We start from the raw sequence: 24,528 nt of genomic DNA on the forward strand, positions 1-24,528 counted from the left end.
CATAGACCAGATATTATGATCCTTGGATGGGAGAACTTCCAGGATGCAAAAGTGGGACCCCAGCTTCACAGAGGGGACATTCGCCAGGCGCATATGTCTTGAGTGACAGACGAATCAAAGGCTCATACCTTGGCTCGAACGATACCGATCCGCCGCTTCTGTCAACCAGGACACCGACCCCTACCAGTCGCCCTCCGTGACGTCTGACCACATCGACCACTTGCGCGCAAGACCCGCCGGTGGTGACCACATCCTCAACCACCAGGACATTCTCCCCCGGGGTTATATGAAAGCCACGGCGGAGCTCCCTGCCATCTCCTTCCCTCTCTGCAAAGATCGCCCGGGCCTCCGGCAGATGTCGGGCTACTTCATATGCCACTATGATCCCACCGGTAGTGGGTCCTATCACGCAGGTGATTCCTTCATCCCGGAACTTGTCCGCGAGTCGCCTGCATAATCTCTCTGTATAGAAAGGCCTCTCGAGCACCCTGAATTTCTCTATATATGCATCACTATGAAGCCCCGATGAGAGTAGAAAATGCCCCTTCTGATACGCGCCAACCTCACCCAGAATTTGCATAACATCCTCTTCATACGTGACTCTTTTTCCCTCCATAGTAATCCTCCTTCTAGCTCCAGGCCTTATTCGTAAGTTTCATCTTGCCCGACACGGCCCTTTGGGTGTGGGTGGTATCGTCCCAGCGACTTTGATCCGAGGCTCTTAGATCTGGGGTAGGATACTCCGATCGGCGGCATTGATCCGAGGCCTTATAGCCTGAGGGCCGAGGATCACTGAGCAGCCTCTCAGCAAGGCTGCGTCCGCCGAGAGGAGTATCCACTCCCCAGGACTGTCGCGTCCGATGGGACGATACCACCATCACCCGCAAGGCCGCATCCGATGGGAGGAGATCTCCTCAATGATGCTCTGGCACGCCGCCCTGGGATCACTGGCCATAGTTATGGGCCTGCCCACCACCAAGAAGTCTGCCCCGGCAAGCACCGCATCACCCGGGGTAGCAAACCTCTTCTGATCAGCTGATTCGGTTCCGCCGGGCCTGATCCCAGGAGTCACGATCAGAAATGACGGATCCAGGATCCCCCTTAGATTTTGGGCCTCTCGAGGGGAGGCCACCACCCCATCGAGCCCCGAGGAGGCGGAGAGCTTAGCCAGGTTCACCACCTGATCATCTAGGGAACGAGCGACACCGAGTTCAACGGACAGAACATCCTGCTCAATACTTGTCAAAACAGTAACTCCCAGCAGCTTCGGAGGAGGAAATTCCCCTACACGACAAGATCTGCGTGCCGCGTCCGCCGCTGCCCTCATCATGGCGCTGCCGCCGCTAGCGTGGATCGTGAGCATGAAAGGCTGAAGAGCACAAAGAGTCATGACGGTCTTCGCTACAGTGTTGGGTATATCATGTAACTTCAAATCCAAAAACACCCTGGCTCCGAGACCCTGTATCCTCCTCACGACCTCTGGGCCTCCGCTGGAAAAAAGCTCAAGCCCCACTTTGAAAAAAGGCGTAAACTCTATCAGCTGTTCCACCAGCTTCTCGGCTTCTGCTGAATTACCGCAGTCCAGAGCCACTATCAACCCTGGCGCCTTTCTTTCCTCCATACAAATCCCACCATATCGTTTATTGATGCGAATCCCTTGGATAGCATGTATTCCTGAATTCCGCGGACGATATCCACGGCGCATCCCGGGGCTACGAACAACCCCGTTCCCACGCTGACGGCCGTAGCCCCCGCCAGCATGAATTCAACTGCATCTTTGCCGCATACGATGCCGCCCATGCCAATTATCGGAATCTTTACCGAGTTGAACACATCTCCCACCATTTTAACCGCAAGAGGCCTTATAGCAGGGCCAGAGAGGCCTCCAGTCTTATTGGCAAGGGAAAAAGACTGGCGGTCTATGTCCACGGATGTTCCAATGAAGGTATTGACCAGCGAGATTCCATCCGCCCCACCCATCTCGGCCGCCCGCGCTATTCCCGCTATATCACTCACATTTGGAGAGAGTTTTACGATGAGGAGTTTTGAGGTTCTCCTCCTGGCGAGGCGCGTCAGATGATAGACGCTTTCGGGATCCCTACCGAAGGCAAGTCCACCCGCTGCCACATTCGGACAAGAGACATTCAACTCGAAGCCGGTCACGGAAGGTTCGGCATCGAGCCTATCCAGCATGATGGAAAAATCATCATAAGTCTCGCCCGCCAGGTTCACGATGACAGGCACGCCAGTCCTGGCAAGGAAGGGAAGGTGATCTCTTACGAAACCGTCCAGCCCGGGGTTTTCGAGGCCGATAGAATTCAACATTCCTGATGGGGTCTCCATCACCCTGGGGGGCGGATTGCCCGCTTTTGGATCGAGGGTTATTCCCTTGGTCACTATCGCTCCTAACTCGGAGATATCAAAGGTCTCCGCGTATTCTTCACCAAATCCGAAGGCCCCAGAGGAAACCATAACCGGATTCTTCAGAATGATCGGCCCCAGTCTGACCCTGAGGTCCGGGGGCTGGCACGCTTCACTCCGGGACGCACTTCGGCCATGATTGTCGCCTGCATCGGCGAAATCCTGTTGAAAGGACTGCCCACCTACATCGATGAGATCCTGAAGCTGAAATACTGGCCCATCTTTGCATACACGGCGAGGCCCATGCTTGGTGAAGCACGTACACCCACGGCAGGCGCCGATGCCGCAGGCCATACGCTCCTCCAGGGAGACCTGACAGGGGAAAGACCCCGCCATCATCAAAGGGTTCAACGCCGCTATCATCGGCAGTGGACCGCAGGCAAAGACATGTTTCCAGGGCCGCTTTATAAGGCGAGCTACCACATCTGTGGCCCTGCCAGTCTCCCCCTCACTCCCATCTTCCGTTACAGCTATCGCTTTGAACCCGAGGGTTTCCAGCTTATTGCTGCCCAACAGGAGGCTCCCGGTCCGCGCGCCAATGACCGCGGTTCCCCATATCCCGCGCCGTGACAACTCCTCGGCCAGAAACAGCAGGGGAGCTACGCCAGTGCCGCCAGCCACCAGCAACACAGGCCCAGATACTCCATCGATGGTGAAACCGTTTCCCAGGGGACCCATGACATCAAGGAAATCCCCAGGCTTTCTTTCGGCAAGATAGCGGGTGCCCAAACCTCTTATCTGATAGATGATGTCAAAATACCCATTTCGTTGATTTGCGCCGGCGATGCTAAATGGCCGCCTCAGAAGAGGATCTGACGGGGCTTGCCAAAAGTCCGGCACTTTTGCCGAACACAAAATATGCACGAATTGCCCCGGCCTTGCGCTACTTGAGATCTTTTCAGATTCCAGTGTCATCTGAAAAAGTCCCGGCGCAACGGGAAAGCTGCGTATGATCTTTACTGGGTCTGCCATCAAAGCGCCATCACCGCCCTAATGTAAACTCGCCCTCATGATTGCCCGGACGGCACAGCAGGTTTATGCCGGAAATACTATCCTTCCTCCAACTATGGTATAGCAGACTTTCCCCCGGACCTTCCTGCCTTGGAATGGGGAGTTCCTTGACATGGAACGAAAATCGCTGACATCTATAGTAAATTCTCTATCCAGATCGACCACAGTAATGTCTGCATCGGCTCCCGGCCCGATCCATCCCTTGTTCTCGAGTCCGAGGATCCTGGCGGGCGCATATGACATGAGGCGCCCCAGGGCCACAAGTGATATTTCTCCTCTATGGATAAGCTCAGTTACGGCGAGCGGGACCGCTGTCTCAAGCCCTATGATGCCGAATGGCGCGAGATCGAATTCTACTTCCTTTTCCTCCAAGGTATGAGGCGCATGATCAGTAGCGATCACATCAACCGTGCCATCTGCTATGGCCGCCCTTAAGGCCGCCACATCTCCTTCCGTCCTGAGAGGCGGGTTCATCTTAGTATTGGTATCATAATCCCTGACGGCTTCCTCTGTCAAAGTGAAATGATGCGGAGTGACTTCACAGGTCACTTTGACGCCGCGTCCCTTGGCCTCTCTTATCAGCTCGATTGAACGCGCTGTAGATACATGGGCTATATGAATTCGTCCACCAGTCATCTCCGCCAGTATGAGATTCCGCGATACGGCTATCTCTTCACTGGCCGCGGGAATGCCGCGCAATCCCAGTTCAATGGAGAGAGCACCCTCATTCATCGCGCCGCCTGAGGAAAGATCGTTATCTTCAGCATGGGAGATAAATGGCATATTGAACATCCTCGAATATTCCAGGACTCTCCGCACGACCTTTGAGCTAGATATGGGAAAGCCATCATCAGATAAGGCGACGGCCCCTGCCCGGAATAGCTCCCCGATCTCGGAGAGCTCTTCCCCTTGCATGCCGCGCGTTGCCGCGCCGATAGGAAATATGTTCGCCAGACCGCAAGCACTGCCCCTGACTTTTATAAACTCTATGAGAGGGGCGCAGTCTAGGGGAGGATCTGTATTGGGCATGCATGCAATAGATGTGAATCCTCCAGACACGGCAGCCGCGCTGCCAGTCTCAATGGTCTCTTCGTCCTCCCGGCCGGGTTCCCTGAGGTGGACATGCATATCAATGAACCCGGGGAAGATGACAAGCCCCGCGACATCTAGCGTTTCAGCCCCATCCATCACTAGATCATGCCCCACCTCGATGATTTTGCCATCTTCTATAGCTATGTCGGCTATGTCATCAGATCCGCTCCGAGGATCTACGACCTTACCACCCTTAAGAAGTAATTTCACGTGGATCACCCCCGCCAGAAAGGAGATATAATAATGCCATCCTCACAGCCACTCCATTTGTCACCTGTTCCCGTATGACAGATTGAGGACTGGATGCCACTTCCTCTGTTATCTCAACGCCCAGGTTTGCGGGCCCGGGATGCATGAGCATGGCATCTTCCCGAGCAAGCTTGAGCCTTGTTGAATTCATCCCCCACAGCGCCGAATATTCCCTGAGGCTTGGCAAAAGTCCGCCCTGCTGGCGCTCCTTCTGTATCCTGAGCACATTTATGACATCCGCCCCCTGAAGGGCTTTATCCAGGTCATACTGCACCTCTGCGCCCATATGCTCAATATCAGGCGGCATGAGCGTCGGCGGTCCAGATAGGACGACCCTTGCTCCCAATTTGACCAGTCCCCAAATATCCGACTTTGCCACCCTGCTGTGCAAAATATCCCCTATAATCACCGCCTTGAGCCCTTCTATTCGCCCCTTATGCCTCCTTATTGTAAAAAGGTCCAGAAAGGCTTGGGTCGGATGCTCGTGCATACCATCACCGGCATTGATCACAGAAGCTTTTACTGTACGAGCCACGAAATGCGGGGCGCCAGCCATCTGATGCCTCATGACGATTACATCTGCAGCCAGGGATTCCAGGGTCCTGACCGTATCTTTCAAGCTCTCGCCTTTGGCTACACTACTAGCAGATACTGTGATATTTATCACGTCAGCGCTCATCCACTTGCCTGCCAGTTCAAAGGATGTCCTCGTCCGGGTGCTCGGCTCGTAAAAGAGATTTACCATTGTCTTTCCCCTCAATGTCGGAAGCTTCTTGATTTCGCGAGCAAAGATCTCCCGGCACGGTTCGGCAGTATCCAGGACGAGCTCGATCTCCTCTCTGGAGAGCTCCCGGATGCCAAGCAAATCCTTATGTCTCCACATCATACTCTCACCTTGCTTTCGAATTCCAGTCTATGAGCCAGCCCCATTCTGATACTTGCACGGAATCAAGACGCCGGGTCATCCAAGACGCCGTACACCAAAAGCTCCCTGCCGGCACAGGCCGACAAGGAGCGAACTCTTTGGTTCTTCCCTTGCCAGCCTCTCTGGACTGATTTAAAGGGTCTCTATTTTTACCTGGATCTTGATCCATCATCTTTAGCTCCTGTATCATCCTCTAGCTCCTGTATTATCACCTTGTCTTCCCCATCGATTTCCCTCACCTTGACGCTGATTACCTCCCTTTGGGAAGTGGGGACATTCTTCCCCACGAAGTCGGCCCGAATAGGCAATTCTCTATGCCCTCTATCAATAAGTACAGCTAGCTGAATCCGCTGAGGCCGGCCCAGATCCATGAGGGCATCGAGCGCTGCCCGCGCTGTTCTCCCGGTATACAAAACATCATCAACCAGGACTATTCTCTTGTGGGTGACGTTGAATGGTATCTCGGTCTTGTGAACAACAGGCTGGACAGAGATCAGGCTGAGATCATCCCGGTAGAGAGTTATGTCCAGAACCCCCACAGGAACATCTTGACCCTCGATCTCCTTAATGGCCGCCGCAAGCCTTCGAGCCAAAGGGAACCCCCTTGTCCTGATGCCTACCAATGCAAGGCCCTGTGTGCCTTTGTTTCGCTCTATGATCTCATGAGCCATGCGCACACAAGCGCGTCGCATAGTATCCTCATCCATTATCTGAGCTTTTTCTATGAGGGTCATATTTATCCTCCCCTCGGCCATAAGACCCTAGTTTGTAGGCTTCTTACTCGCTGTCTTCTCTCCCAGACGATGCTCAGTGCCAGCGTGAATCCTCTGGATATTCTTCCAGTGTCGGATGACGATAAAGGCCCCGGCCACCACCGAAAAGACTATTATGGCGGCGGGGAGGTGAAGAGCATATGAGATGAATGGGGCCAGCGCTGCAGCTGATACCGATCCCAGGGACACATACCTCGTCGCTGCCACCACAAACACGAAGACCAGTATGACCGCTACTGTTAGAGCTGGAGATAGCATCAAGGCAACCCCGAGGGAGGTCGCTACCCCCTTGCCACCTTTAAATCCGAGAAATATCGACCAGTTATGCCCCGCTATAGCCGCAAGCCCTGCCAACATTACGGCCCATTGATTCACCAGGATTCTCTTTGCCAGGAACATGGCCAGCAGCCCCTTTCCTACGTCTCCCACCAGCACCACGACGGCCGCCGGGATTCCCAGCACCCTGAGGACATTGGTGGCCCCGATGTTGCCGCTGCCATAACGACGCACATCCTTGCCCAGGACCTTACTTGCCAGCACACCGAACGGTATCGACCCCAGAAGATACCCAAGGCATAGAACCAGTAGAGTCATAACGTCCCAGACTCCTCCTTACCAGCTCGCGCTCTCAAAAGAGAAACAATTGTCATCATATCATCCGGAAGGCCAGATTCAAAGCTCACAGGCTCGCGAGTCCTTGGATGGTAAAATGAAAGCGACTTGGCATGAAGAGCCTGGCCCTGTATGTCTAGATCTCTCGTCTTCCCGCCATACAGAGGATCTCCGACGATCGGATGGCCGATGGACGCAAGATGAACCCTTATCTGGTGTGTACGCCCTGTCGCGGGATGGATCTCCAGGAACGAATATCCAGGGAATATCTCGATTGTCTTGTACCCCGTAATCGCAGGTCTCCCCTTCCCATCGGAAATAATAGCCATTTTCTTTCGATGAACCGGATGTCTGCCGATAGGCGCATTAATGACCCCGCTCCGGGGATGTACAACCCCGCGTACCAGCGCAACGTATACCTTTTTTACTTCCCTCGCTTTAAATTGACGGGCAAGCTCGAGATGGCTCATGTCGTTCTTTGCTATAACCATCACCCCTGAGGTATCCTTATCCAACCTGTGGACTATCCCCGGGCGGAGGACCCCCCCAATGCCCGATAAATCCTTGCAATGGCCAAGCAGGGCATTTACGAGGGTTCCTGAAGGCTTGCCGGCGCCGGGATGGACCGTCATCCCCCTTGGCTTATTTATGACTATTATGTCTCCATCTTCGTAAAGCACATCCAATGCGGTCTTCTCAGCCTCGACCTTGAGCGGCTCTGGCTCCGGGATTCTCCCGGATATCAAGTCCCCAGCCCGCACCCTGTAGCTGGGACGCCTGGAAACGCCATTGACGAATATCTGCCCATCATCTATCAGCTTCCGGATGAAAGATCTTGACAGATCGCCATAATCTGAGGAAAGACGTTCCGTCAGAAAGACATCAAGCCTCTCTCCATCATACTGGCCGACATTTATCTCAAAAGATCTGCCCTTAGTTATCATGAATATCAATATCCTTCGAATTCGCCCGAAAATGCTCCCCGCCGTGAGCAGCTGATGCCGAGGACTATCTGCCCTGCGCAGGTAATTTCTCTTCCGGCTTCGCAGCCTGATTGCTCAAGATTGATATGCAGAGGAATGAACCCAACGCCAGGACGATACTTACCACTTGCGTTATGGACAATGGTCCCAGGAATCTCGGCACATCTCTGAAGATCTCCACCACAAACCGAAGTATGGAGTAGAGGAATACATAGAAAAACATGAGATATCCGGGAAAATGACGTGACTTTCTGGAGATCATCAGGATCGCGAAGATCATGAGACTGCCGATGGCTGCATATATCTGCGTCGGGTGACGAAGGGATTGGTCATAGGCGGCGCACTTGAGCGCCCACGGGAGATTGGTTGTAACTCCAAAGCAGCATCCATTTAGAAAGCAGCCTATGCGGGCGATGGAATAACCCAATGCAACGCTGGGCGCAGCGATATCAGCAATCTCCCAAGCCGAGACCTTGTGCCTCCTGCAATACCAGATGCCCACTAGAATAGCAGTGAATAGTCCTCCATGAAAGGACAGGCCCCCATCCCTGAGCCTTAAGATCTCCATAGGTTCACTTAGGTAAACAGGAAGATCCAAGAGCACATATACGATCCGCGCCCCAACGATCCCGGCAATGCAGCTGTATAGGGCTATATCGATTATAGCCTCGATGCTGATCCCCCGTCTCTTGGCCTGGATAATGCCAAAGATTGTGCCGACGACAAAGGCGACTGCGACAAAGAAACCATATGAATATACCGGCGCACTGCCAATATGAAACAGAATCGGCCTCAAATCAATTCCCCCAATTCGTGCATCGTGGCAATCATATCATACCGGGTGGCAATCATATCATATTAATCACTGCCGCCTCGAAGCTATGACCACGCCATACAGAATCAGCCCTGCTCCAAAAACTATCGCCACATCCGCGAAATTGAAGATAGGCCATACGCGAAAATCTATGAAATCAATGACCCTGCCTATCCGGATACGATCGATGAGGTTTCCGAGAGCCCCAGCCAGCACGCCGACGGCCCCGATCAGGAAAGATCCGTTCGTGAGGACCAACCGGCTCGTCAGGAGGACAAGAGCGGCGGCAATCAAGACCGTAATGATGAGCGCCAATCCATTGCTGCCAGCAAAGAGCCCGAAAGCTACGCCTGAGTTCTTCACATAAGTGAGATGAAGCACACCTCTGACAATTGGAATCGATTCCCCTGGCATAAGCTTGGCCATGACCCAGGCCTTAGTCATCTGATCCACAGCGATGATCAGGAGCCCAAATGGAAAATATCTTACAGCGCTGGACGCCAGTGCGCTCATGAGACTCCCCTGACTCTCATCATTTATGTGTCGTTTCATGCCCTCCTTATCTTAACACATAAGAACGCGACAGTCACCAGGTAGGGCTAAATGGACACATGGCTCCCGCTCCCCCTATGCGCCGAGAAAGATTTTACTTCGACCTTAGCCTATGCCGGTGCCTGTAGATATCAGGAAGCGGCGGGATTTCCTCACCTTCCTCATCGCCTTCAATGATAAGGTCAGTCTCTTCTGCCGCCCCCCGGAGTTCATCGCCTTCTATATAGCTATTCCCTATATCATCAGGACCACCAAGGTCCTGCGGCGTGTTGGAGGTGCCGTAGCGGGCGACATCCTGCCATATATCCTCCCCGTCAATCCCAGGCGTACGCCCATCCATGAAATGCCGATCATAGGACACTAGGGCGGATTCCTCTATCGGTCTATTGAATCTATCTGGCACGGAGATTTCCTGCTCTCTCGCGCATCCGGCACAGAGAGCTACATATGGCATGATCTTCAGCCTCTCCTCCTCGATTTCCCCGCCACAATGCTCACAAACACCATATGTGCCCTTCTCGATTCGTTCCAGGGCATCATTTACACGCTTGATCAATCCAGCAAGGTCAGCCCTTGTCCCGACATCCCTCTCGCGTTCAGCAACATTCGAGCCCTCATCCGCCGGATGATTATCATAGCTGGAAAGCTCTCCAATCGCGTCTTTTGCCGCTATTCCGAGCCCTGTATCGTTTATCGAGTCTATCATCTCCTGAAGTCGAGCCTTTTCCTCAATGAGGGCGGCCTTGAAACCGGATAGTTTATCTTTATCCATGCGCTTTCACCCCTGCAGCAACTCCCGTAATGCCACCCCGGGGCGTGAAAAGAAATCATCGTAATAGACATCAACGGAGGTGGAGCTGCACTATGCCAACTATCTCAGCGATGAATTTCCCGATCACCGGGAGATTCCACTTCACAACCAGGGTCATCAGGTAAAGAAACAAAGCGGCGAGTACCGTGGCACCCACGCCAATGCCGAAACCTCGAGCAAGCCCACCCAGTAGATTGGCGTAAATGATCCTCCTGGGATTTCTCAGGAACTCCACGTATTCCGCAATGCTGGCCTTTTCCAGACGTGATGATAGTTCATTTATCCGGATTATCAATGTCTCAACAGTTCCCTGGTCAAGTTCCTTCTTCATGCGCAAAGACGCCGGCACTGAAGTGCCTCGTTATGCCTCCTAACCCGGGGTCCGATATTCCTTTGACTTAAATAGTCTTTCCAGAAATCGCCCCCTGGTATCCTTGCGTATCTCTGGCGTCAGGCGGGGAAAGCGCTATATTTTGGGATCTATTATAGATTCCCAATATCTTCCGGATGGCACTGGGATCTTGAAACCACTATGCCCAGACGCCCTTTCTTGGTCTGGCCCGTTACTTCCTCGAGCTTCACTAGTGTCCTGCGCCCTTTTGCGGTGATAGTATCTCCAAGTTTCACCGGCTTTGATGGGTCCGTCACTGGCACGGAATTTACGCGCACTCTTTCTGCCTTTATTTCCTCAGCTATCTTAGACCTCGATGTCGAGAAACCAAGCGCTGCCACTGCATCGAGGCGCAAGCTGGCCACCGTTCCCCTTATAATGACTGGATCCATAGATATCATCCCCTAAAAGGAGGTTTTGGCGAGAAAAATGGTGTCTCATCCTCGGCCTTATCATCGATCTCGCCAGTTACCTCGAAATTGTTTGGGGTAAATAGAAAGATGCCGTCCCCTATCCTCTGCATAGCGCCATCAATGGCATAAGTCACTCCGCTCGCCACATCGAGAATGCGCCTCGCGACATCCTTGCCCAACGCTGAAACATTCACAATTACCGGACGCCTGCTCTTGAGATTATTCGCTATCTCCTGCACATCATCAAAAGCCTTTGGCTCGGAGATGACTAGCCTCGCCTGCCTAGCGGACCGGAGTGATACCAGCTTCCTGGATGATTTCGACTCGGGAAGATCCGCCAAGAACTCATCCTCATCGGCAGTCTCCACTGGTTCGTCCACTGTTTCCTCCTTTGATTCTGCCGTCTCTCCCGCATCGCCAAATCCCATGAAATCGAGGACTCTATCGACAAAGCCCTTCATTTTTGATCCCTCCGCTATGTTGTATCCCCTGAAAAGATCGCCCTGCCAATTCTCACCATATTCGCCCCTTCTGAAATAGCGACTTCAAAATCATGACTCATTCCCATTGAGAGGTACTTCATCGAAATCCAGGGGAATTTCGTCTCACGCGCTTTATGAAAAAGATCCCGGGCCATAGCAAAATATGGCCTTGCTGCTTCAGGGTCGCCGAAATACGGAGCCATGGCCATAAGCCCTTCGATTTCAATGTGATCATAATGCGCGGCCTGTTCCAAAAACGCGAGAACTTCTTCACGCGGGAAGCCAAATTTCGTGGCTTCGTGAGATACCTTGACTTCAACAAAGGCCTTGACCTTTTTCCCGAGCTTCGCAGCAGTGATATTGAGGGCCTCGGCAAGCCTTACGCTATCAAGGGATTGAATCACATCAAACAGTTCGATGGCGCGTTTCACCTTATTAGTTTGTAGATGCCCTATCATGTGCCAACTGACGCCGGACCCAAGCGTTGTTATCTTCGGGTATGCCTCCTGCACCCTGTTCTCTCCCAGAATATCCACGCCGCAGGCCACAACCTCCCTGATGGAGGCCACATCCGCATTTTTCGTGACCACTACAAGGGCGACATCGCCGACCGGGAAGCGAGAATTTTGCCGGGCTTTCTCTATTCGTTCTCTCACTTTCATAAAGTTTTCTCTGATTCTTGACATTTTTCTCCCCCTGATGAGATCATTTCCCCATACCATTCAGCATCCAGGGATTACAAATCACCCTGGAGCCTTCAGGAACCCCATTCAGGATCACGTACTCCCCATCACTGGCCCCTGGCGATACTTTACGCTCGACCGCCCTTTCCCCACGAATTAAATATACATAATGATCCAGCCCCTTCTGGAATACCGCTTCGACAGGCACTGCGACACCCTGAAAGATCCCTTTGACTAATTCCAGCCTCACCACGCGCTTATTATGAACCTCCGGCAGGAAAGCATCGATTCTCAGCGCGGCCGCCACCTGGCCGGAAGGGTTCCGGATTATCCTGGCCGGCCAACGAGACTGGCCAAATTCCGGAAATCTGACCCATACCTTTCCATTCTCACCTCTGTCTATACTCAAATCTGCCAAGGGTATAGCAGTCATCCCCACAGTTTGTATGATCTTGAAGATCTCCTGCCCAGCATCTACTGCCTGTCCATCTATGACTCGCATAGTCTTACTGCCCGAGCGCAGCCAAGATTCAATCTCCTGGGTCTTGCCGCCAGCGAGGATTTTACCTGTCATGCCTTCCATACCGTCAAAGGTGAAAGAAACTATCCCGGGGCTGTCGGACATGATCACCGAAGATACGAGTCCTAACATCTTTTCTTTTGAGTCTTTTTCCTTCTCCAGGCCCCTCGCGATTTTCCTGGCCTTGGCCTCTTCAACGGCCAGCCTTTGGGTGAGCTCGTCGATTCCCTCTTCGATCCGCCTGAGGGATTTCTCGAAAGACCGCGCTCCCCAGATATTACGTTCGGCCCTACGCTGCCTGAGCTTTCTTTCAAGATCCTTCTTTTCCATTTGCAGCGCCAGAATCTGATCTTTTATCCTCTCTATATTGATAGTTGAGACTAGCGTAAAATCGTCAAGAGTCCGCTTTGCCTCGATATATTCGCCCTCGACCCGAGATTGCGCCGGGTCATTCACGATCTGGGCAACAGGTGTGCCTACACGCACAGCTGTTCCTTCGGGCACGATCTTTTCAAGATGCCCCTGAATAGGCGCGATAAAGACCTTCTCGTCCGCTGAAACAAAGGCATCGAAAGTCTCCGAAACTTCGATCACGCGCCTCTCGCATGTGGCGAGCTTGACTGCCTCCGGGACCAGCGTAGATTTCGTGCCGGTATATAGTGACCAGAATATTACTACGGCCCCCAGTAGGATAGCCCATGAGAAAACACTAGATAACACCTTTTTGCTGCGCCGCGGAGTTACCATCTTCCTGCGGCGATGCAGCCTCAAAGGACGGAGATTCCTTGCTCCTATTTCCCTCACGCTCCCACATAGAAGAAATCAATTCTGGTCATTCGGCCTTTCCTTCAACAGCCGCTGCAACTCCTCGAGAAATCTATCAATATCTTTGAACTGCCTGTAGACCGAAGCAAATCTTACATAGGCCACCTCATCTAGTGATCGAAGCCTGTCCATGACCAGTTCACCGATTTCCTGACTTCTCACCTCTCCTTCTAGCTTTCCTCTGAGTTCCCTTTCAACTTCATCCACCAACGATTCAAGCTGCCTGAGGGAGACAGCCCGTTTCTCACAAGCCTTGATGAGCCCGCCCATGATCTTGGCGCGGTCAAAAGGTTCACGCCGGCCATCTTTTTTGACAACGATCAGCGGAATTTCCTCGATGACCTCATATGTAGTAAAACGGCGCTCACATCTTATACACTCCCTCCGGCGCCTGATGGCGGTTCCATCATCGGTGGCCCTGGAGTCGATTACCTTACTGTCAGGAGCGCCACAATAGGGACATTTCATGGTGCGCTTCGCCTTCAATCACGATTGGCCAAATTAGAAACAGGCCGCTGCCAACATGATGATTTCGATGGTCACGGCACGGCTGTCTACTTAAAGTATAAAGATTTGCCGCTGACAGCGCAACAACTCGGGCGGGCATAAAGTTGGCTGATAAGAGGCATATTATGATAGCTAGTCTACGAGAACGCCGCGGGGGTCCACAAGCTCATTCATCTCTACCAATATCACGTCCAACCCTATCTTCTTAATCCTTTCCCATGGGATGACATAATCTTTATACTTGCCAAGAGCCCTCAAAAACCTTCCGGGAGCAGGCACCATGATCGCCTTTATCCTCCCGGTCTCGAGATCAATCTCCAGGTCAGTGATCGGCCCAAGCCTTCGACCATCAATGGTATTGACCACATCTCTCACCCGGAGCTCCGATGTTTTGACAATCATAGGTTCACCCCCGTGCAGCTCACACAGACATTATATGCTGCAGGGGTCGGCTGTGTTACCCATCACTTATTATGTTTAACACTTGATATCACTAGGTCATGATAGAACAATGTAAGTGGGCTCATGAACCGGCTGAGGTTCTTGCTTGAAAAAATAAGGAGATTCTCTCGGGGCTGAAGGCCGGATGTGTTTACCATCGTCCCGAACCGCAGTTTGAGATCTTCAAGGTTGAGTTCGGGGCTGGCTCCGATCCTCATGCTTCCGGAATTCGCAGCTGTCTTCTTATCGCCATTTCTGTCCACAAAGCAAAGGGGTGGAAACAGAATGCACCACCAATTGGCGCCCTGCCCTTTTCCCAGAACGATGCGGAGGGCATCATAATCACCCTCAGGTAAAAAGACATCTCCATAGGCCTTCGCAGGAAAATGCATCCTGCCTATTTCAGCACTTACAGGGTATTTGTCTCCCTGTTCATTCACTACCTGTGCAGCAGCCTGTGAGAATTCCTCGAGATGCTGCTGCAAAACCCTTTGAGCCTGCTCCTTGCTGCTTATTTCATCGAACAGATCATATGCCTTCTCCAGGACAGCATCCCGCACTTTCAGTTTCACCTCTTGATCGTGGGGAAGATTGCTATTGGCGACTACATGAAGACGGATGAGATTGTCCCAGGTGTAGGCACAGTCCGATGCGCTATTCGTTCCCGGACGGTATGTCAATATAATCAACGTCAAGGTTATGAAAAGAATTAGTGCAGCCGTGACTACTCTGATTTTCACGCCGACCTACCTCCATAGATGATTGCGCAGCCACCTACATACACTTGCGCATATGTTTCAGAGCCGCTTTCTCGAGCCTCGAGACCTGGGCTTGCGATATTCCGATCTCTTCAGCTACCTCCATCTGTGTCTTGCCTTCAAAGAATCTGAGTCTCAATATGTTCTTTTCCCGCTCCGACAGTTTTTCCATTGCTTCTCGAATGGCAATTCCTTCAAGCCAGTTGTTGTCCTGATTCTTCTCATCTTTCACCTGATCCATCACGAAAATCGGATCACCCCCATCATGATAGATAGGTTCAAAGAGAGAAATGGGATCCTGGATGGCATCCAGGGCATAGACCACTTCTTCCTCTGGGAGTCCTAGCTCATTTGCGATCTCATTTACCGACGGTTCCCTAGAATTTCTTGTAACCAACTGATCTCGTACCTGCAGCGCCTTGTAAGCCGTGTCCCTCAGAGACCTGCTGACCCTGATGGAATTATTATCCCTGAGATACCGTCTTATCTCGCCTATTATCATCGGAACGGCATAGGTAGAGAACTTGACATTTTGATTAAGATCAAAATTGTCAATCGCCTTTATGAGACCGATGCACCCTACCTGAAAGAGGTCATCCACATATTCTCCTCTGTTGTTGAACCTCTGGATGACGCTCAGCACAAGCCGGAGATTGCCATAAATCAGCTTGTCCCTGGCAGAAGTATCCCCTTTCTGGGCTCTGGCCAGTAATTCCCTCATTTTTTGGCTGGATAATACTGGAAGCCTTGAAGTATTAACACCGCAAATCTCTACTTTGCTGACCAGCATATTGGATCCCCTCCGGCCATTTCCAAAATCTCTCATTCATATTACAAGTATTGCCTTTGAGAACCCTTTTTATACTTTACAGCTGTAGAGAATAGGAGTGAATCGCGTGGGGAGGCTTCCCAACTGAGGATGAGGAAGGAAAGCGGGGAAGGCGGGCAGAAGATGGGCCCTATTCTGCTCGTCTTATCTCCCGCCGCAGCTTTCGAATAATTCTCTTCTCAAGGCGAGATATGTATGATTGAGATATTCCAAGGAGATCGGCTACCTCCTTCTGCGTCTTTTCAACTCCGTCACCAAGACCAAACCTGAGCTCCACTATCTTCTGTTCGCGCCCTGTGAGTCTCTTCATGGCAGTATTGAGCAAAGACTTCTCGAGCTCTTCCTCCAGCCTTCTATAAACTATATCGTTATCAGTCCCCATCACATCGGAAAGCAAGAGTTCATTTCCGTCCCAATCGACGTTGAGTGGTTCATCAAAAGATACTTCTGAGCGTATCCTAGAATTTCTTCTGAGATACATCAAGATCTCATTTTCTATACAGCGCGACGCATAAGTGGCGAGCTTGATCCGCTTTCTCGGGTCGAAGGTGTTTACCGCCTTGATGAGGCCAATTGTCCCAATGGAAACAAGATCTTCAACCCCGATGCCTGTATTCTCAAATTTACGCGCAATATATACAACCAGGCGCAAATTGCGCTCTATCAATTCTCCTCTGACACGCTTATCCCCGACAGCAAGGCGCCCCAGGAGCGCAACCTCCTCGTCAGGAGAAAGCGGCGGTGGCAGTGCCTCACTCGAGCCAATATATAGGATTATCGGCCTAGGCGCCAGTCCGCACCGCATGGCGAAAATGGTCAATCTCAGTCGCATCGAGGGACCGATCTTCTTCACACGTTTTTTAATTCGCGAAAGGCTACGCGTAACCCATGCATAGACACGATATGCTGAATACATTTTGATCTCCCCCCGACAATTCATGTCATGACGCTGACTCAAGCACCTCGGGGTGCAGCAACGCAGAAAAGCCCCCTTCAGATGACAGAGAACGCGTATGGATTCCGATCACTACATTACGGTTTACCATGCCTCTCCTTCCCTCTAGCAGTTTGACACTGTCGGCGCGGAACCCGACTAGCATCCCCTTTTCCTTGCCAATAGAAGAAAACGGTATCAAACGAAATCTAGATGACCATCCTGAAGAAAGGATGCACTCGGAGGCCGTTCCCAGGTCACCAGACTCAAAGGCCATAAAGGCTCTCCGTATCGCGTCCGGCAGGATATACACTATCGCCTGATATTCCAGGATTATCACAGGCGCCCCAGTGATAGGGTCACGCAGCCGGTTACCTGTATCAATTAAAGCGTTGACAGATATCTTTTGTTCGCCAAACCATATTTCTATGGGGACAAAGAAAAGCCAGTCCCGAATCCGTCGGTGGACCAGACCCCACCCTAACTCCGCTACGATGAGGATGGTCCCCAGCGCTCCTATGAACGCGGGTATGCTAGCTCCGCCGGTCAGATATGAAACGGCCATCCCACCTCCGCCGCCGATGATACTGACTACATAGACATAAGCGCATGCCACGCAGAAGCGATCGATCCCCATGTAGCCGAGGCTGATCCACGTTGCGGGAATTATGGTCACAAGAGCCAGGATAGCAGCAGGAGGTATTCCGATGATGTCCATAAAGATCAGAGAAAGCAATATCACATCTACTATAGACGCGAAAAGTGAGCCCAGCAGGAGAGAACCGCATTTGGTTTTGAGTCCTAAGATCCCCGAGCTCGCCCACAGGACTAAATAGTGCATGATGAAGCTCAACCCGCCGCTAATAGAAATATCAGAGAAGAATGCCGGCACTCTACCGCCCCCAGTTGACACCGACTTCCTCTCTTAATTATACGGGTCGGCATACGCGAAATATGTCATTCGCTGAAGAGAGCCAGGACTTCAAATTCAAACAAAAAGAGAGGCATGGATGCCTCTCCTCGCTATAATTCGATTATTCGGACTAACCTGCCGGATACCGGACTCGAGGCCTATCTTCTATCTACGACCTCGCCTCAAGAAGGCCGGGATCTCAAGATCATCCGTGGCAAAAGGCTTTATCTGAACCTCCTCGAGCCCGATATCATCGCTCCTTCGCTCCTCAAATCCCGTGGCTATCACGGTAACTCGGACTTCATCGCGAAGACTCTCATCTATCATAGCCCCAAAGATTATATTGGCATCAGGGTCGGCCGCCTCTGCCACTATTTGCGCAGCGTCATTGACCTCGAACAGCCCGAGATTCGACCCGCCGGTGATATTCAGAAGAACACCCTTGGCGCCCTCTATCGACGCCTCGAGGAGCGGACTCGATATAGCTGCACGGGCCGCCTGCACTGCGCGATCGTCGCCGCTTGCGACTCCAATGCCCATGATGGCAGAACCTGCATTGCTCATGATAGTGCGAACATCAGCAAAGTCCACGTTGATCAGGCCGGGTACAGTTATAAGGTCAGAGATTCCCTGCACTCCCTGACGCAGAACATCATCGGCAATTCTGAAAGCTTCGAGCATCGATGTCTTTTTCTCCACTACCTGAAGAAGGCGATCGTTAGGGATCGTTATCAATGCATCAACCTTATCGTGCATATTGTCATACCCCTTCTGCGCTTGAGCCATACGCCGCCGTCCTTCAAACGAAAAGGGTTTGGTCACCACGCCTACCGTGAGACAGCCGATCTCCCTTGCAATAGCCGCGATCACTGGCGCAGCCCCGGTGCCCGTTCCCCCGCCAAGGCCCGCCGTGAGAAAGATCATATCAGCGCCTTCCATGGCACGCTTAAGGACTTCCTTCGATTCCTCCGCAGCCTCTTGACCTATCTCGGGATTCGATCCAGCACCCAGGCCCTTCGTACGTTTCTCTCCTATTTGTATCTTCGTCGGAGCTTTGGAAAGAGTAAGAGCCTGGGCGTCTGTATTGACTGCTATGAATTCTACTCCTGTCAATTCCGACTCTATCATTCGATTTACTGCATTGGACCCTCCACCGCCGACGCCAATAACCTTTATGTTTGTGAACTGTTCCATCTGTAATTCCATATCGAACACGACCCTACCCCTCCCGATCAAAAAAGCTCCTTGAGCCAATCAAGGAATTGATCGAAGATATTCCCCGCCCTGGCGCGAGCCAGGGGCCCGGTATTATTGCCTGCATGCATGCGGGCGCCATATTTGGCAACCCCGATCCCCCCTGCAAGAGAAGGATCCGACGCTAAATCAGAAAAGCCTATGACATTTCTGGGAGTGCCCAATCTCACCGGCAGGTGGAACACCTCTTGGATCAGTTCCAGCGCGCCGGGCGTATTCACGACGCCGCCCACCGCCAACACTCCACATGGGACCATACCACGGACTATGAAGGAATGCACTTGCTGTTCAGCCATTTCCACCAATTCCCTGAGCCTGGCTTCAATGATATAAGAGAGCATCTCGCCCTTTCCGGCCGGCTGCTGCCTGCCCCTACCTTTGGGAATAAAGTCGCTTCTACCATGATCTGGCTCATTCACGACCAGAGACGAATCAATGATCCTTTGCCTGGCAGACGCTATCTCCTCTTGCGCCCGACGATATTCGCGCTTGAGCCGCTCTGCATCCGCCAAAGGGATACGGAGCCCGACAGCTAGATCGCTTGTGATATTCTGACCGCCGGCAGGAATCACGGATTGATGCAGGAGACGCCCGTCACCCAGCACAGCCACGTGGGTAGCGCCCCCGCCTATATCCAGAATGATTACACCGGCATCCTTTTCCTCAGGATCCAAGATCGCTTCGCCGGTGGCCATTATCTGGAGCACCTTCCCATAAACCTCAAGCCCGGCCAGCTCAACGCTCTTCTGGATATTCTGCGCCATAGTGAGCATTCCCGTGATGATCTGGACCTCCACCTCGAGTCTGGTGCCCTTCATCCCGACAGGTTCCCTTATTCCTCTACATCCATCGATTATGTATTCTGAAGGCAAGATATGTAAAATCTCACGATCCGGCGGCACCAAAGAAAGCTTTGCCGCATGCAATACCCTCTCCACGTCCCTGGAGCTGATCTCATGGTTATCATGGGTAATGGCTATCATGCCATGGCTGTCCTGGCATGTCACATGCAAAGAAGGAACGCCCACATAGACGCCTTCGATATCGACGCCTGACATGCGCTCAGCTAGCTCCACAGCTTCGGAGATTGCCTGAGCGGCAGATGCCAGCTCTACCACGATGCCCTTCTTGACGCCTTTGGAAGGGGCGACACCGATGCCGATGATTTCCGCGTCTCCTGTCTGCCCTGACTCGATTATAACAACTGCAGTCTTCGTGGTTCCGATATCCAGTCCCGCCATTATTTCCCTGCCAGGCAAATCAAGCCCCCCCTGGCCAGACTCACATCAAAGACTACATTCAACAAGGCCTTATGATTTCCTTCTGCTGCCCTCCAGGAGGTGTCTCCTTATGTAGCCCACATTAGTGAATATTCGAATGCTGAATGCCACCGTTGCCCCCAGAAGCAGGTCAACACCCAGCTTATCGCCAGCATATGTCAACAGCGCGGCAAGGAATGTATTAGTAAAAAAACCGCTAAGAAATATAACTCCATCAAATGTCCCCTCTTGCCCGGATCTTATGCCGCCGAAAATCGAATCCAGAGCCGCAAGGATGGCTATGGCCATATAATCAGCATAGCCAGTGGGAAGTTGGACGGGGGTAAATATGCCGATGATGATACCAATAATGAGACCCAGAACCGCAAGGATCATTGAACCTCGCCCCCTGGACTAACAGGTTTCGCATACTTGAAATAAAGACTTCCGTTGTAACCCGGGACAGTGATACTAGCTGATTGCGTTATCTTGACTTGGATACCCCAGGCCTTGAGAGTGTCAATTATGCCATCTCGCATATGAAGCGCGCTATCTAGGGTCTTCGGGTCTCCAATGGCCATTATCAAATAAGGGGGCCCGATACGAGTATTGTTTACTGATATGGTAGGCCCGGCACAGCGGATCTCACTGGTCGCGATGAGTCTCTGGCCATTGACCGAAATCGCCTCGGCCCCTGCTGCAAAGAGTTCATTTGTCACCTTCAGGATATCTTCGTCGTGGACAAGGAAAAGATCGGCGCCTTCCCCGGGCTGAGCCTGTTTCCTGCTATCATCCAGGGTTACGATGACGCCCGGTCCCGTCACTTTCACAAGCCCCGCCACCATTTCCACCCTTGCCAACTCCTGGCGGACCGTCTCGACCGCATGCTCACCTTCCCAGGATTTGACCAGCTGCTGTCTCAGGACAGCTACCTCGTTCTCCAACGCCTCTCGCTGCGATTCGGCCTTTCTCAGCATATCGGTCAAATCCTCGAGCCGCCTTGTAGGGACCATACTGGTCTCGATATATTCCTGGGTGCGAATCTGTGCAACAAGCAAGACTCCTAAGACTATGCAAACAATGGCGACATATAACTGCCATTTTTTAGCGCCCACTCCCGGTACCCTCCCCAAAGAAAGAGAGATTGCTCACTTGAACTAATTATATCGTTCCAGGAGCTTTTGTCGAGGGGAAATGAAGGGGAAGATATGAGGCCCGAGCCTATCTCTCCCTTACCACCGGCCTATCTGTGGCTCTAAGGTCTATCAACCTCACGCTCCGCCCTTCTTCATGTATCTTCGACAAAAGCGCCTCAAAAATGACGGCCTTCCGTTTCATCTCCGAAGCCGGGGCCAAGCCGAATATTGCCCGGACGCCTTCAGGAAGTATCACTTCCACCCCACCGGCATCGGTCACACAGACCTGCGAGATTCTCGAACGAAATGAAGGAGTAAAAGAATCGAGCAAGGACAACGCCTCCTTGTCTCCATGAAATCTGATTTGCGCGCCAACCCTGGCGCTTTCCACATTCACTCCTGCCAGAATAGGCATGGTGGCAAGCTTCACGGTGCTGGATACGCCTAGGACCACGCCATCAGAAGCGATTTCAAGATAATATCCACCATGAGGGACCATTAGCAACGGGTAGCGCTCCTTGATGGTGACCAGAATAGTAGAAGGAAGCTTCCTCCTCACGCTGGCGCTGGAAATGCGAGGGTTTTTCATCAAAAGAGAGGCTACTTTGCTAGGGCTCACTTCAAGGATATTCTGCCCCATTTTCAGCGAGGAATCCAGGATCACTTCCTCTCGGGATAGAAAGCTTGTCCCATTCACTTGTATCTTTGAAATATTGAATAATGGAGAACGGAGAAAACTGAACAAGGCAAGAACGCCCAGGGAAATGATGGTAAGCCTTATCATGCCACTCTTACGATCTTTGCGCCTAGAGATGCCAGTTTCTCTGCCATACGTTCGTATCCGCGTTCGATGTGCCATATATTACTCACCCTCGTCACGCCATCAGCTGCAAGGCCTGCTAACACAAGAGCAGCGCCTCCGCGCAGGTCTGGGGCCTCCACATCCGCCCCGAGAAGCTTGCTTTTGCCATGTATTATCGCAACCCGGCCCTCGAGCTTTATGTCAGCACCCATCCGCCTGAGCTCTTCAATATATCTGAACCTGTTTGGGAAGATATTTTCCGTGATGATGCTCGTTCCCTGGGCAAACGATAGGAGGGCCGACATCTGGGGCTGCATGTCAGTAGGGAAACCAGGGTATGGTAGAGATCGGATGCTTATGGCCTTTATGGGTCCCCTTGCCATCACCCTCATCCTTGAATCTTCTTCTATTATTTCGACCCCTGCTTCCCTGAGCTTTGATGTTACCGCGTTTACATGCTCTGGTATGACATTTTCAACCCAGGCATCTCCGCCGGTGATGGCAACAGCAACCACCATTGTACCCGCTTCGATCCGGTCCGGAATCGGCTGGTACTCTGTTCCAATAAGCCGTTTTACACCATGGATCTTGATAGTATCGGTTCCCGCCCCCTGCACCTTCGCTCCCATTTTATTGAGGAAGTTCTGCTGGTCGACGATCTCCGGCTCGCGGGCGGCGTTACGTATTATGGTGGTACCTTCTGCAAGACATGCTGCCATCATAATGTTCTCCGTGGCGCCAACACTGGGGAAATCTAAGTGGATCTCGGCGCCGGTAAGCTTGCTGGCAGACGCGCAGATGAATCCTCTCTCATCATTAATGTTCGCTCCAAGTGCCCGAAACCCTTTCAGGTGAAGATCTATAGGACGGGGTCCGATATCACAGCCGCCGGGCTGTAAAACCCTGGCTCTGCCGAGACGAGCTAGGAGTGGCCCTAATACCTGGATCGAGGCCCTCATCTCACGCACGAGATTCTCTGGAGCCTCCCATGACGATAGCGCCGAGGGATCGACTATGATTGTATCACTGCCTTTGTATTCTACCTTGGCCCCCAAACCACGCAGCACTCCTATCATAGTCTTGACATCTGTTATATCAGGCATGTTCGAGATCATCGACGGGCTCTCAGCAAGAAGAGAAGCAGCCATCAATTTGAGCGCCGAATTCTTGGCGCTGCTCACCCTGACCGCGCCATGAAGTGGAGCGCCCCCAGAAATTTCATATCGCATTTGATATTCGCACCTCCGGTCAAGTCCCTGGAACTCTCAATTTGGGCCCAACCAATCTGATCTCCGGCTGCAATGTCACACCAAAGCGCTTTCGCACGGTTTCTATGGCGAAAGACATTAATTCCAGGACATCTTGACAGGTGGCATTCCCCAGATTGACTATGAAGTTGGCATGTTTCTCTGAAATCTGAGCACCGCCTATTCTGAAACCCTTGAGACCAGCCCAATCGATATACCTTCCGGCGCCGCCCTCGGTCGGGTTTTTAAAGACGCAGCCAGCGCTCGGATACTCGATAGGCTGCTTCTCGCGCCTGATATCAGAGAGCCGTTTCATCTCCGCTTCGATTTCTTCCCTGATCCCTTTTTCCATCTGGAAGGTAGCTGATATGATCGTCTCATCGCTGTCCTGAAAACGGCTTCCTTTTGTGCGAAATCCAATGGAAGCGCGGTCCAGGATCAAGAAGTCACCTTTGGATGTGAGAACTTCGCATGAGATAACCACATCTTGCATGAATTTCCCATAGGCCCCTGCATTCATAGAGATAGCCCCGCCAACGCTTCCGGGAATCCCTGAGGCAAACTCGAGCCCTGTCAGCGAATGCTCTGCCGCGATCCTACACAAATGAGGAAGGCCGACGCCAGCCTGAGCAATGATGCGAGTCCCCTGTACCTCGATACCATTCAAGAGGCCGCCAGTCCTTATGACGGCGCCCCTGATCCCATCATCAGAGACCAGCAGGTTCGTGCCATTCCCAAGAACCATGAAAGGCATACTAATGCTACTGAGATACAGGATACACTTCTGGAGGTCGGCGACATCCTTGGGTTCGATGAATAGATCCGCGGGGCCTCCGATGCGGAATGATGTATGATCGGACATGGGCTCTGATGTGATGACTTTGCCCCTGA

General features: G+C 52.2%; 29 protein-coding genes. All 29 read right to left on the minus strand.

Annotation, left to right across the window (positions count from 1 at the left end; genetic code table 11):
• Positions 1 to 13 precede the first annotated feature (13 nt).
• The 29 genes from HPY52_06020 to murB all read right to left on the minus strand — a co-directional run bounded on the left by HPY52_06020 (position 14) and on the right by murB (position 24,499).
• Positions 14 to 616 (minus strand): orotate phosphoribosyltransferase, encoded by a 603-nt coding sequence (locus tag HPY52_06020; protein NPV79818.1) that lies wholly within the window; start codon positions 614 to 616, stop codon positions 14 to 16.
• A 261-nt stretch (positions 617 to 877) separates the two neighbouring features.
• Positions 878 to 1,621: an orotidine-5'-phosphate decarboxylase gene (pyrF, locus tag HPY52_06025; protein ID NPV79819.1), complete on the minus strand. Its 744-nt coding sequence runs from the start codon at positions 1,619 to 1,621 to the stop codon at positions 878 to 880.
• Complete coding sequence (locus tag HPY52_06030) at positions 1,594 to 3,393, minus strand: dihydroorotate dehydrogenase (protein NPV79820.1); 1,800 nt, start codon at positions 3,391 to 3,393, stop codon at positions 1,594 to 1,596. The genes pyrF and HPY52_06030 overlap by 28 nt, the downstream gene beginning before the upstream one ends.
• Positions 3,394 to 3,456: 63 nt before the next feature.
• Positions 3,457 to 4,734 (minus strand): dihydroorotase, encoded by a 1,278-nt coding sequence (locus HPY52_06035; protein NPV79821.1) that lies wholly within the window; start codon positions 4,732 to 4,734, stop codon positions 3,457 to 3,459.
• The gene (locus HPY52_06040) at positions 4,718 to 5,659 is read right to left on the minus strand and encodes an aspartate carbamoyltransferase catalytic subunit (GenBank protein NPV79822.1); all 942 of its coding nucleotides are present in this window, start codon (positions 5,657 to 5,659) and stop codon (positions 4,718 to 4,720) included. The genes HPY52_06035 and HPY52_06040 overlap by 17 nt, the downstream gene beginning before the upstream one ends.
• Positions 5,660 to 5,847: 188 nt before the next feature.
• On the minus strand, positions 5,848 to 6,432 hold the full coding sequence (gene pyrR / locus HPY52_06045; GenBank protein ID NPV79823.1) for a bifunctional pyr operon transcriptional regulator/uracil phosphoribosyltransferase PyrR: 585 nt from the start codon (positions 6,430 to 6,432) through the stop codon (positions 5,848 to 5,850).
• Positions 6,433 to 6,459: 27 nt separating this feature from the next.
• Positions 6,460 to 7,065, minus strand: a complete 606-nt coding sequence (gene plsY / locus HPY52_06050; protein ID NPV79824.1) for a glycerol-3-phosphate 1-O-acyltransferase PlsY — start codon at positions 7,063 to 7,065, stop codon at positions 6,460 to 6,462.
• A complete protein-coding gene (locus HPY52_06055; protein NPV79825.1) occupies positions 7,062 to 8,027 on the minus strand; it encodes an RluA family pseudouridine synthase in 966 nt (321 codons plus the stop codon). The genes plsY and HPY52_06055 overlap by 4 nt, the downstream gene beginning before the upstream one ends.
• A gap of 64 nt (positions 8,028 to 8,091) precedes the next feature.
• Complete coding sequence (gene lgt, locus HPY52_06060) at positions 8,092 to 8,862, minus strand: prolipoprotein diacylglyceryl transferase (GenBank protein ID NPV79826.1); 771 nt, start codon at positions 8,860 to 8,862, stop codon at positions 8,092 to 8,094.
• Between the two features lie 66 nt (positions 8,863 to 8,928).
• On the minus strand, positions 8,929 to 9,393 hold the full coding sequence (lspA, locus tag HPY52_06065; GenBank protein NPV79827.1) for a signal peptidase II: 465 nt from the start codon (positions 9,391 to 9,393) through the stop codon (positions 8,929 to 8,931).
• A gap of 133 nt (positions 9,394 to 9,526) precedes the next feature.
• A complete protein-coding gene (locus tag HPY52_06070; protein NPV79828.1) occupies positions 9,527 to 10,204 on the minus strand; it encodes a conjugal transfer protein TraR in 678 nt (225 codons plus the stop codon).
• A 70-nt stretch (positions 10,205 to 10,274) separates the two neighbouring features.
• The gene (locus tag HPY52_06075; GenBank protein ID NPV79829.1) at positions 10,275 to 10,574 is read right to left on the minus strand and encodes a hypothetical protein; all 300 of its coding nucleotides are present in this window, start codon (positions 10,572 to 10,574) and stop codon (positions 10,275 to 10,277) included.
• 152 nt (positions 10,575 to 10,726) lie between these two features.
• Entirely contained in the window at positions 10,727 to 11,026 is a 300-nt protein-coding gene (locus tag HPY52_06080; GenBank protein ID NPV79830.1) for a hypothetical protein, read from the minus strand.
• Between the two features lie 5 nt (positions 11,027 to 11,031).
• Positions 11,032 to 11,508 carry a cell division protein SepF gene (locus HPY52_06085; GenBank protein NPV79831.1) on the minus strand — a complete coding sequence of 159 codons (477 nt, stop codon included), beginning with the start codon at positions 11,506 to 11,508 and terminating at the stop codon, positions 11,032 to 11,034.
• A 14-nt stretch (positions 11,509 to 11,522) separates the two neighbouring features.
• Complete coding sequence (locus HPY52_06090; protein ID NPV79832.1) at positions 11,523 to 12,215, minus strand: YggS family pyridoxal phosphate-dependent enzyme; 693 nt, start codon at positions 12,213 to 12,215, stop codon at positions 11,523 to 11,525.
• Positions 12,216 to 12,234: 19 nt separating this feature from the next.
• Positions 12,235 to 13,452 carry a hypothetical protein gene (locus HPY52_06095; protein ID NPV79833.1) on the minus strand — a complete coding sequence of 406 codons (1,218 nt, stop codon included), beginning with the start codon at positions 13,450 to 13,452 and terminating at the stop codon, positions 12,235 to 12,237.
• Positions 13,453 to 13,554: 102 nt separating this feature from the next.
• A complete protein-coding gene (nrdR, locus tag HPY52_06100; protein ID NPV79834.1) occupies positions 13,555 to 14,025 on the minus strand; it encodes a transcriptional repressor NrdR in 471 nt (156 codons plus the stop codon).
• Between the two features lie 171 nt (positions 14,026 to 14,196).
• Positions 14,197 to 14,463, minus strand: coding sequence for a YlmC/YmxH family sporulation protein (locus HPY52_06105; GenBank protein NPV79835.1), 267 nt, complete (start codon positions 14,461 to 14,463; stop codon positions 14,197 to 14,199).
• A gap of 65 nt (positions 14,464 to 14,528) precedes the next feature.
• A complete protein-coding gene (gene spoIIR / locus HPY52_06110; GenBank protein NPV79836.1) occupies positions 14,529 to 15,245 on the minus strand; it encodes a stage II sporulation protein R in 717 nt (238 codons plus the stop codon).
• 34 nt (positions 15,246 to 15,279) lie between these two features.
• Positions 15,280 to 16,053, minus strand: a complete 774-nt coding sequence (sigG, locus tag HPY52_06115) for an RNA polymerase sporulation sigma factor SigG (GenBank protein NPV79837.1) — start codon at positions 16,051 to 16,053, stop codon at positions 15,280 to 15,282.
• 169 nt (positions 16,054 to 16,222) lie between these two features.
• Positions 16,223 to 16,924: an RNA polymerase sporulation sigma factor SigE gene (gene sigE / locus HPY52_06120; GenBank protein ID NPV79838.1), complete on the minus strand. Its 702-nt coding sequence runs from the start codon at positions 16,922 to 16,924 to the stop codon at positions 16,223 to 16,225.
• A gap of 109 nt (positions 16,925 to 17,033) precedes the next feature.
• Positions 17,034 to 17,918: a sigma-E processing peptidase SpoIIGA gene (locus HPY52_06125; GenBank protein NPV79839.1), complete on the minus strand. Its 885-nt coding sequence runs from the start codon at positions 17,916 to 17,918 to the stop codon at positions 17,034 to 17,036.
• Between the two features lie 186 nt (positions 17,919 to 18,104).
• Positions 18,105 to 19,145 (minus strand): cell division protein FtsZ, encoded by a 1,041-nt coding sequence (gene ftsZ / locus HPY52_06130; protein ID NPV79840.1) that lies wholly within the window; start codon positions 19,143 to 19,145, stop codon positions 18,105 to 18,107.
• Positions 19,146 to 19,171: 26 nt separating this feature from the next.
• Complete coding sequence (ftsA, locus tag HPY52_06135; protein NPV79841.1) at positions 19,172 to 20,452, minus strand: cell division protein FtsA; 1,281 nt, start codon at positions 20,450 to 20,452, stop codon at positions 19,172 to 19,174.
• Between the two features lie 51 nt (positions 20,453 to 20,503).
• Positions 20,504 to 20,848, minus strand: coding sequence for a small basic family protein (locus HPY52_06140; protein ID NPV79842.1), 345 nt, complete (start codon positions 20,846 to 20,848; stop codon positions 20,504 to 20,506).
• Positions 20,845 to 21,525 carry a DUF881 domain-containing protein gene (locus HPY52_06145; GenBank protein ID NPV79843.1) on the minus strand — a complete coding sequence of 227 codons (681 nt, stop codon included), beginning with the start codon at positions 21,523 to 21,525 and terminating at the stop codon, positions 20,845 to 20,847. The genes HPY52_06140 and HPY52_06145 overlap by 4 nt, the downstream gene beginning before the upstream one ends.
• A gap of 148 nt (positions 21,526 to 21,673) precedes the next feature.
• Positions 21,674 to 22,372 (minus strand): FtsQ-type POTRA domain-containing protein, encoded by a 699-nt coding sequence (locus HPY52_06150; GenBank protein NPV79844.1) that lies wholly within the window; start codon positions 22,370 to 22,372, stop codon positions 21,674 to 21,676.
• Complete coding sequence (murA, locus tag HPY52_06155) at positions 22,369 to 23,619, minus strand: UDP-N-acetylglucosamine 1-carboxyvinyltransferase (protein ID NPV79845.1); 1,251 nt, start codon at positions 23,617 to 23,619, stop codon at positions 22,369 to 22,371. The genes HPY52_06150 and murA overlap by 4 nt, the downstream gene beginning before the upstream one ends.
• Before the next feature lie 19 nt (positions 23,620 to 23,638).
• A complete protein-coding gene (gene murB, locus HPY52_06160; GenBank protein NPV79846.1) occupies positions 23,639 to 24,499 on the minus strand; it encodes a UDP-N-acetylmuramate dehydrogenase in 861 nt (286 codons plus the stop codon).
• Positions 24,500 to 24,528: the final 29 nt, after the last annotated feature.

Source organism: Bacillota bacterium (genome assembly GCA_013178415.1).
In the GTDB taxonomy this organism is placed as follows: domain Bacteria; phylum Bacillota; class SHA-98; order Ch115; family Ch115; genus Ch115.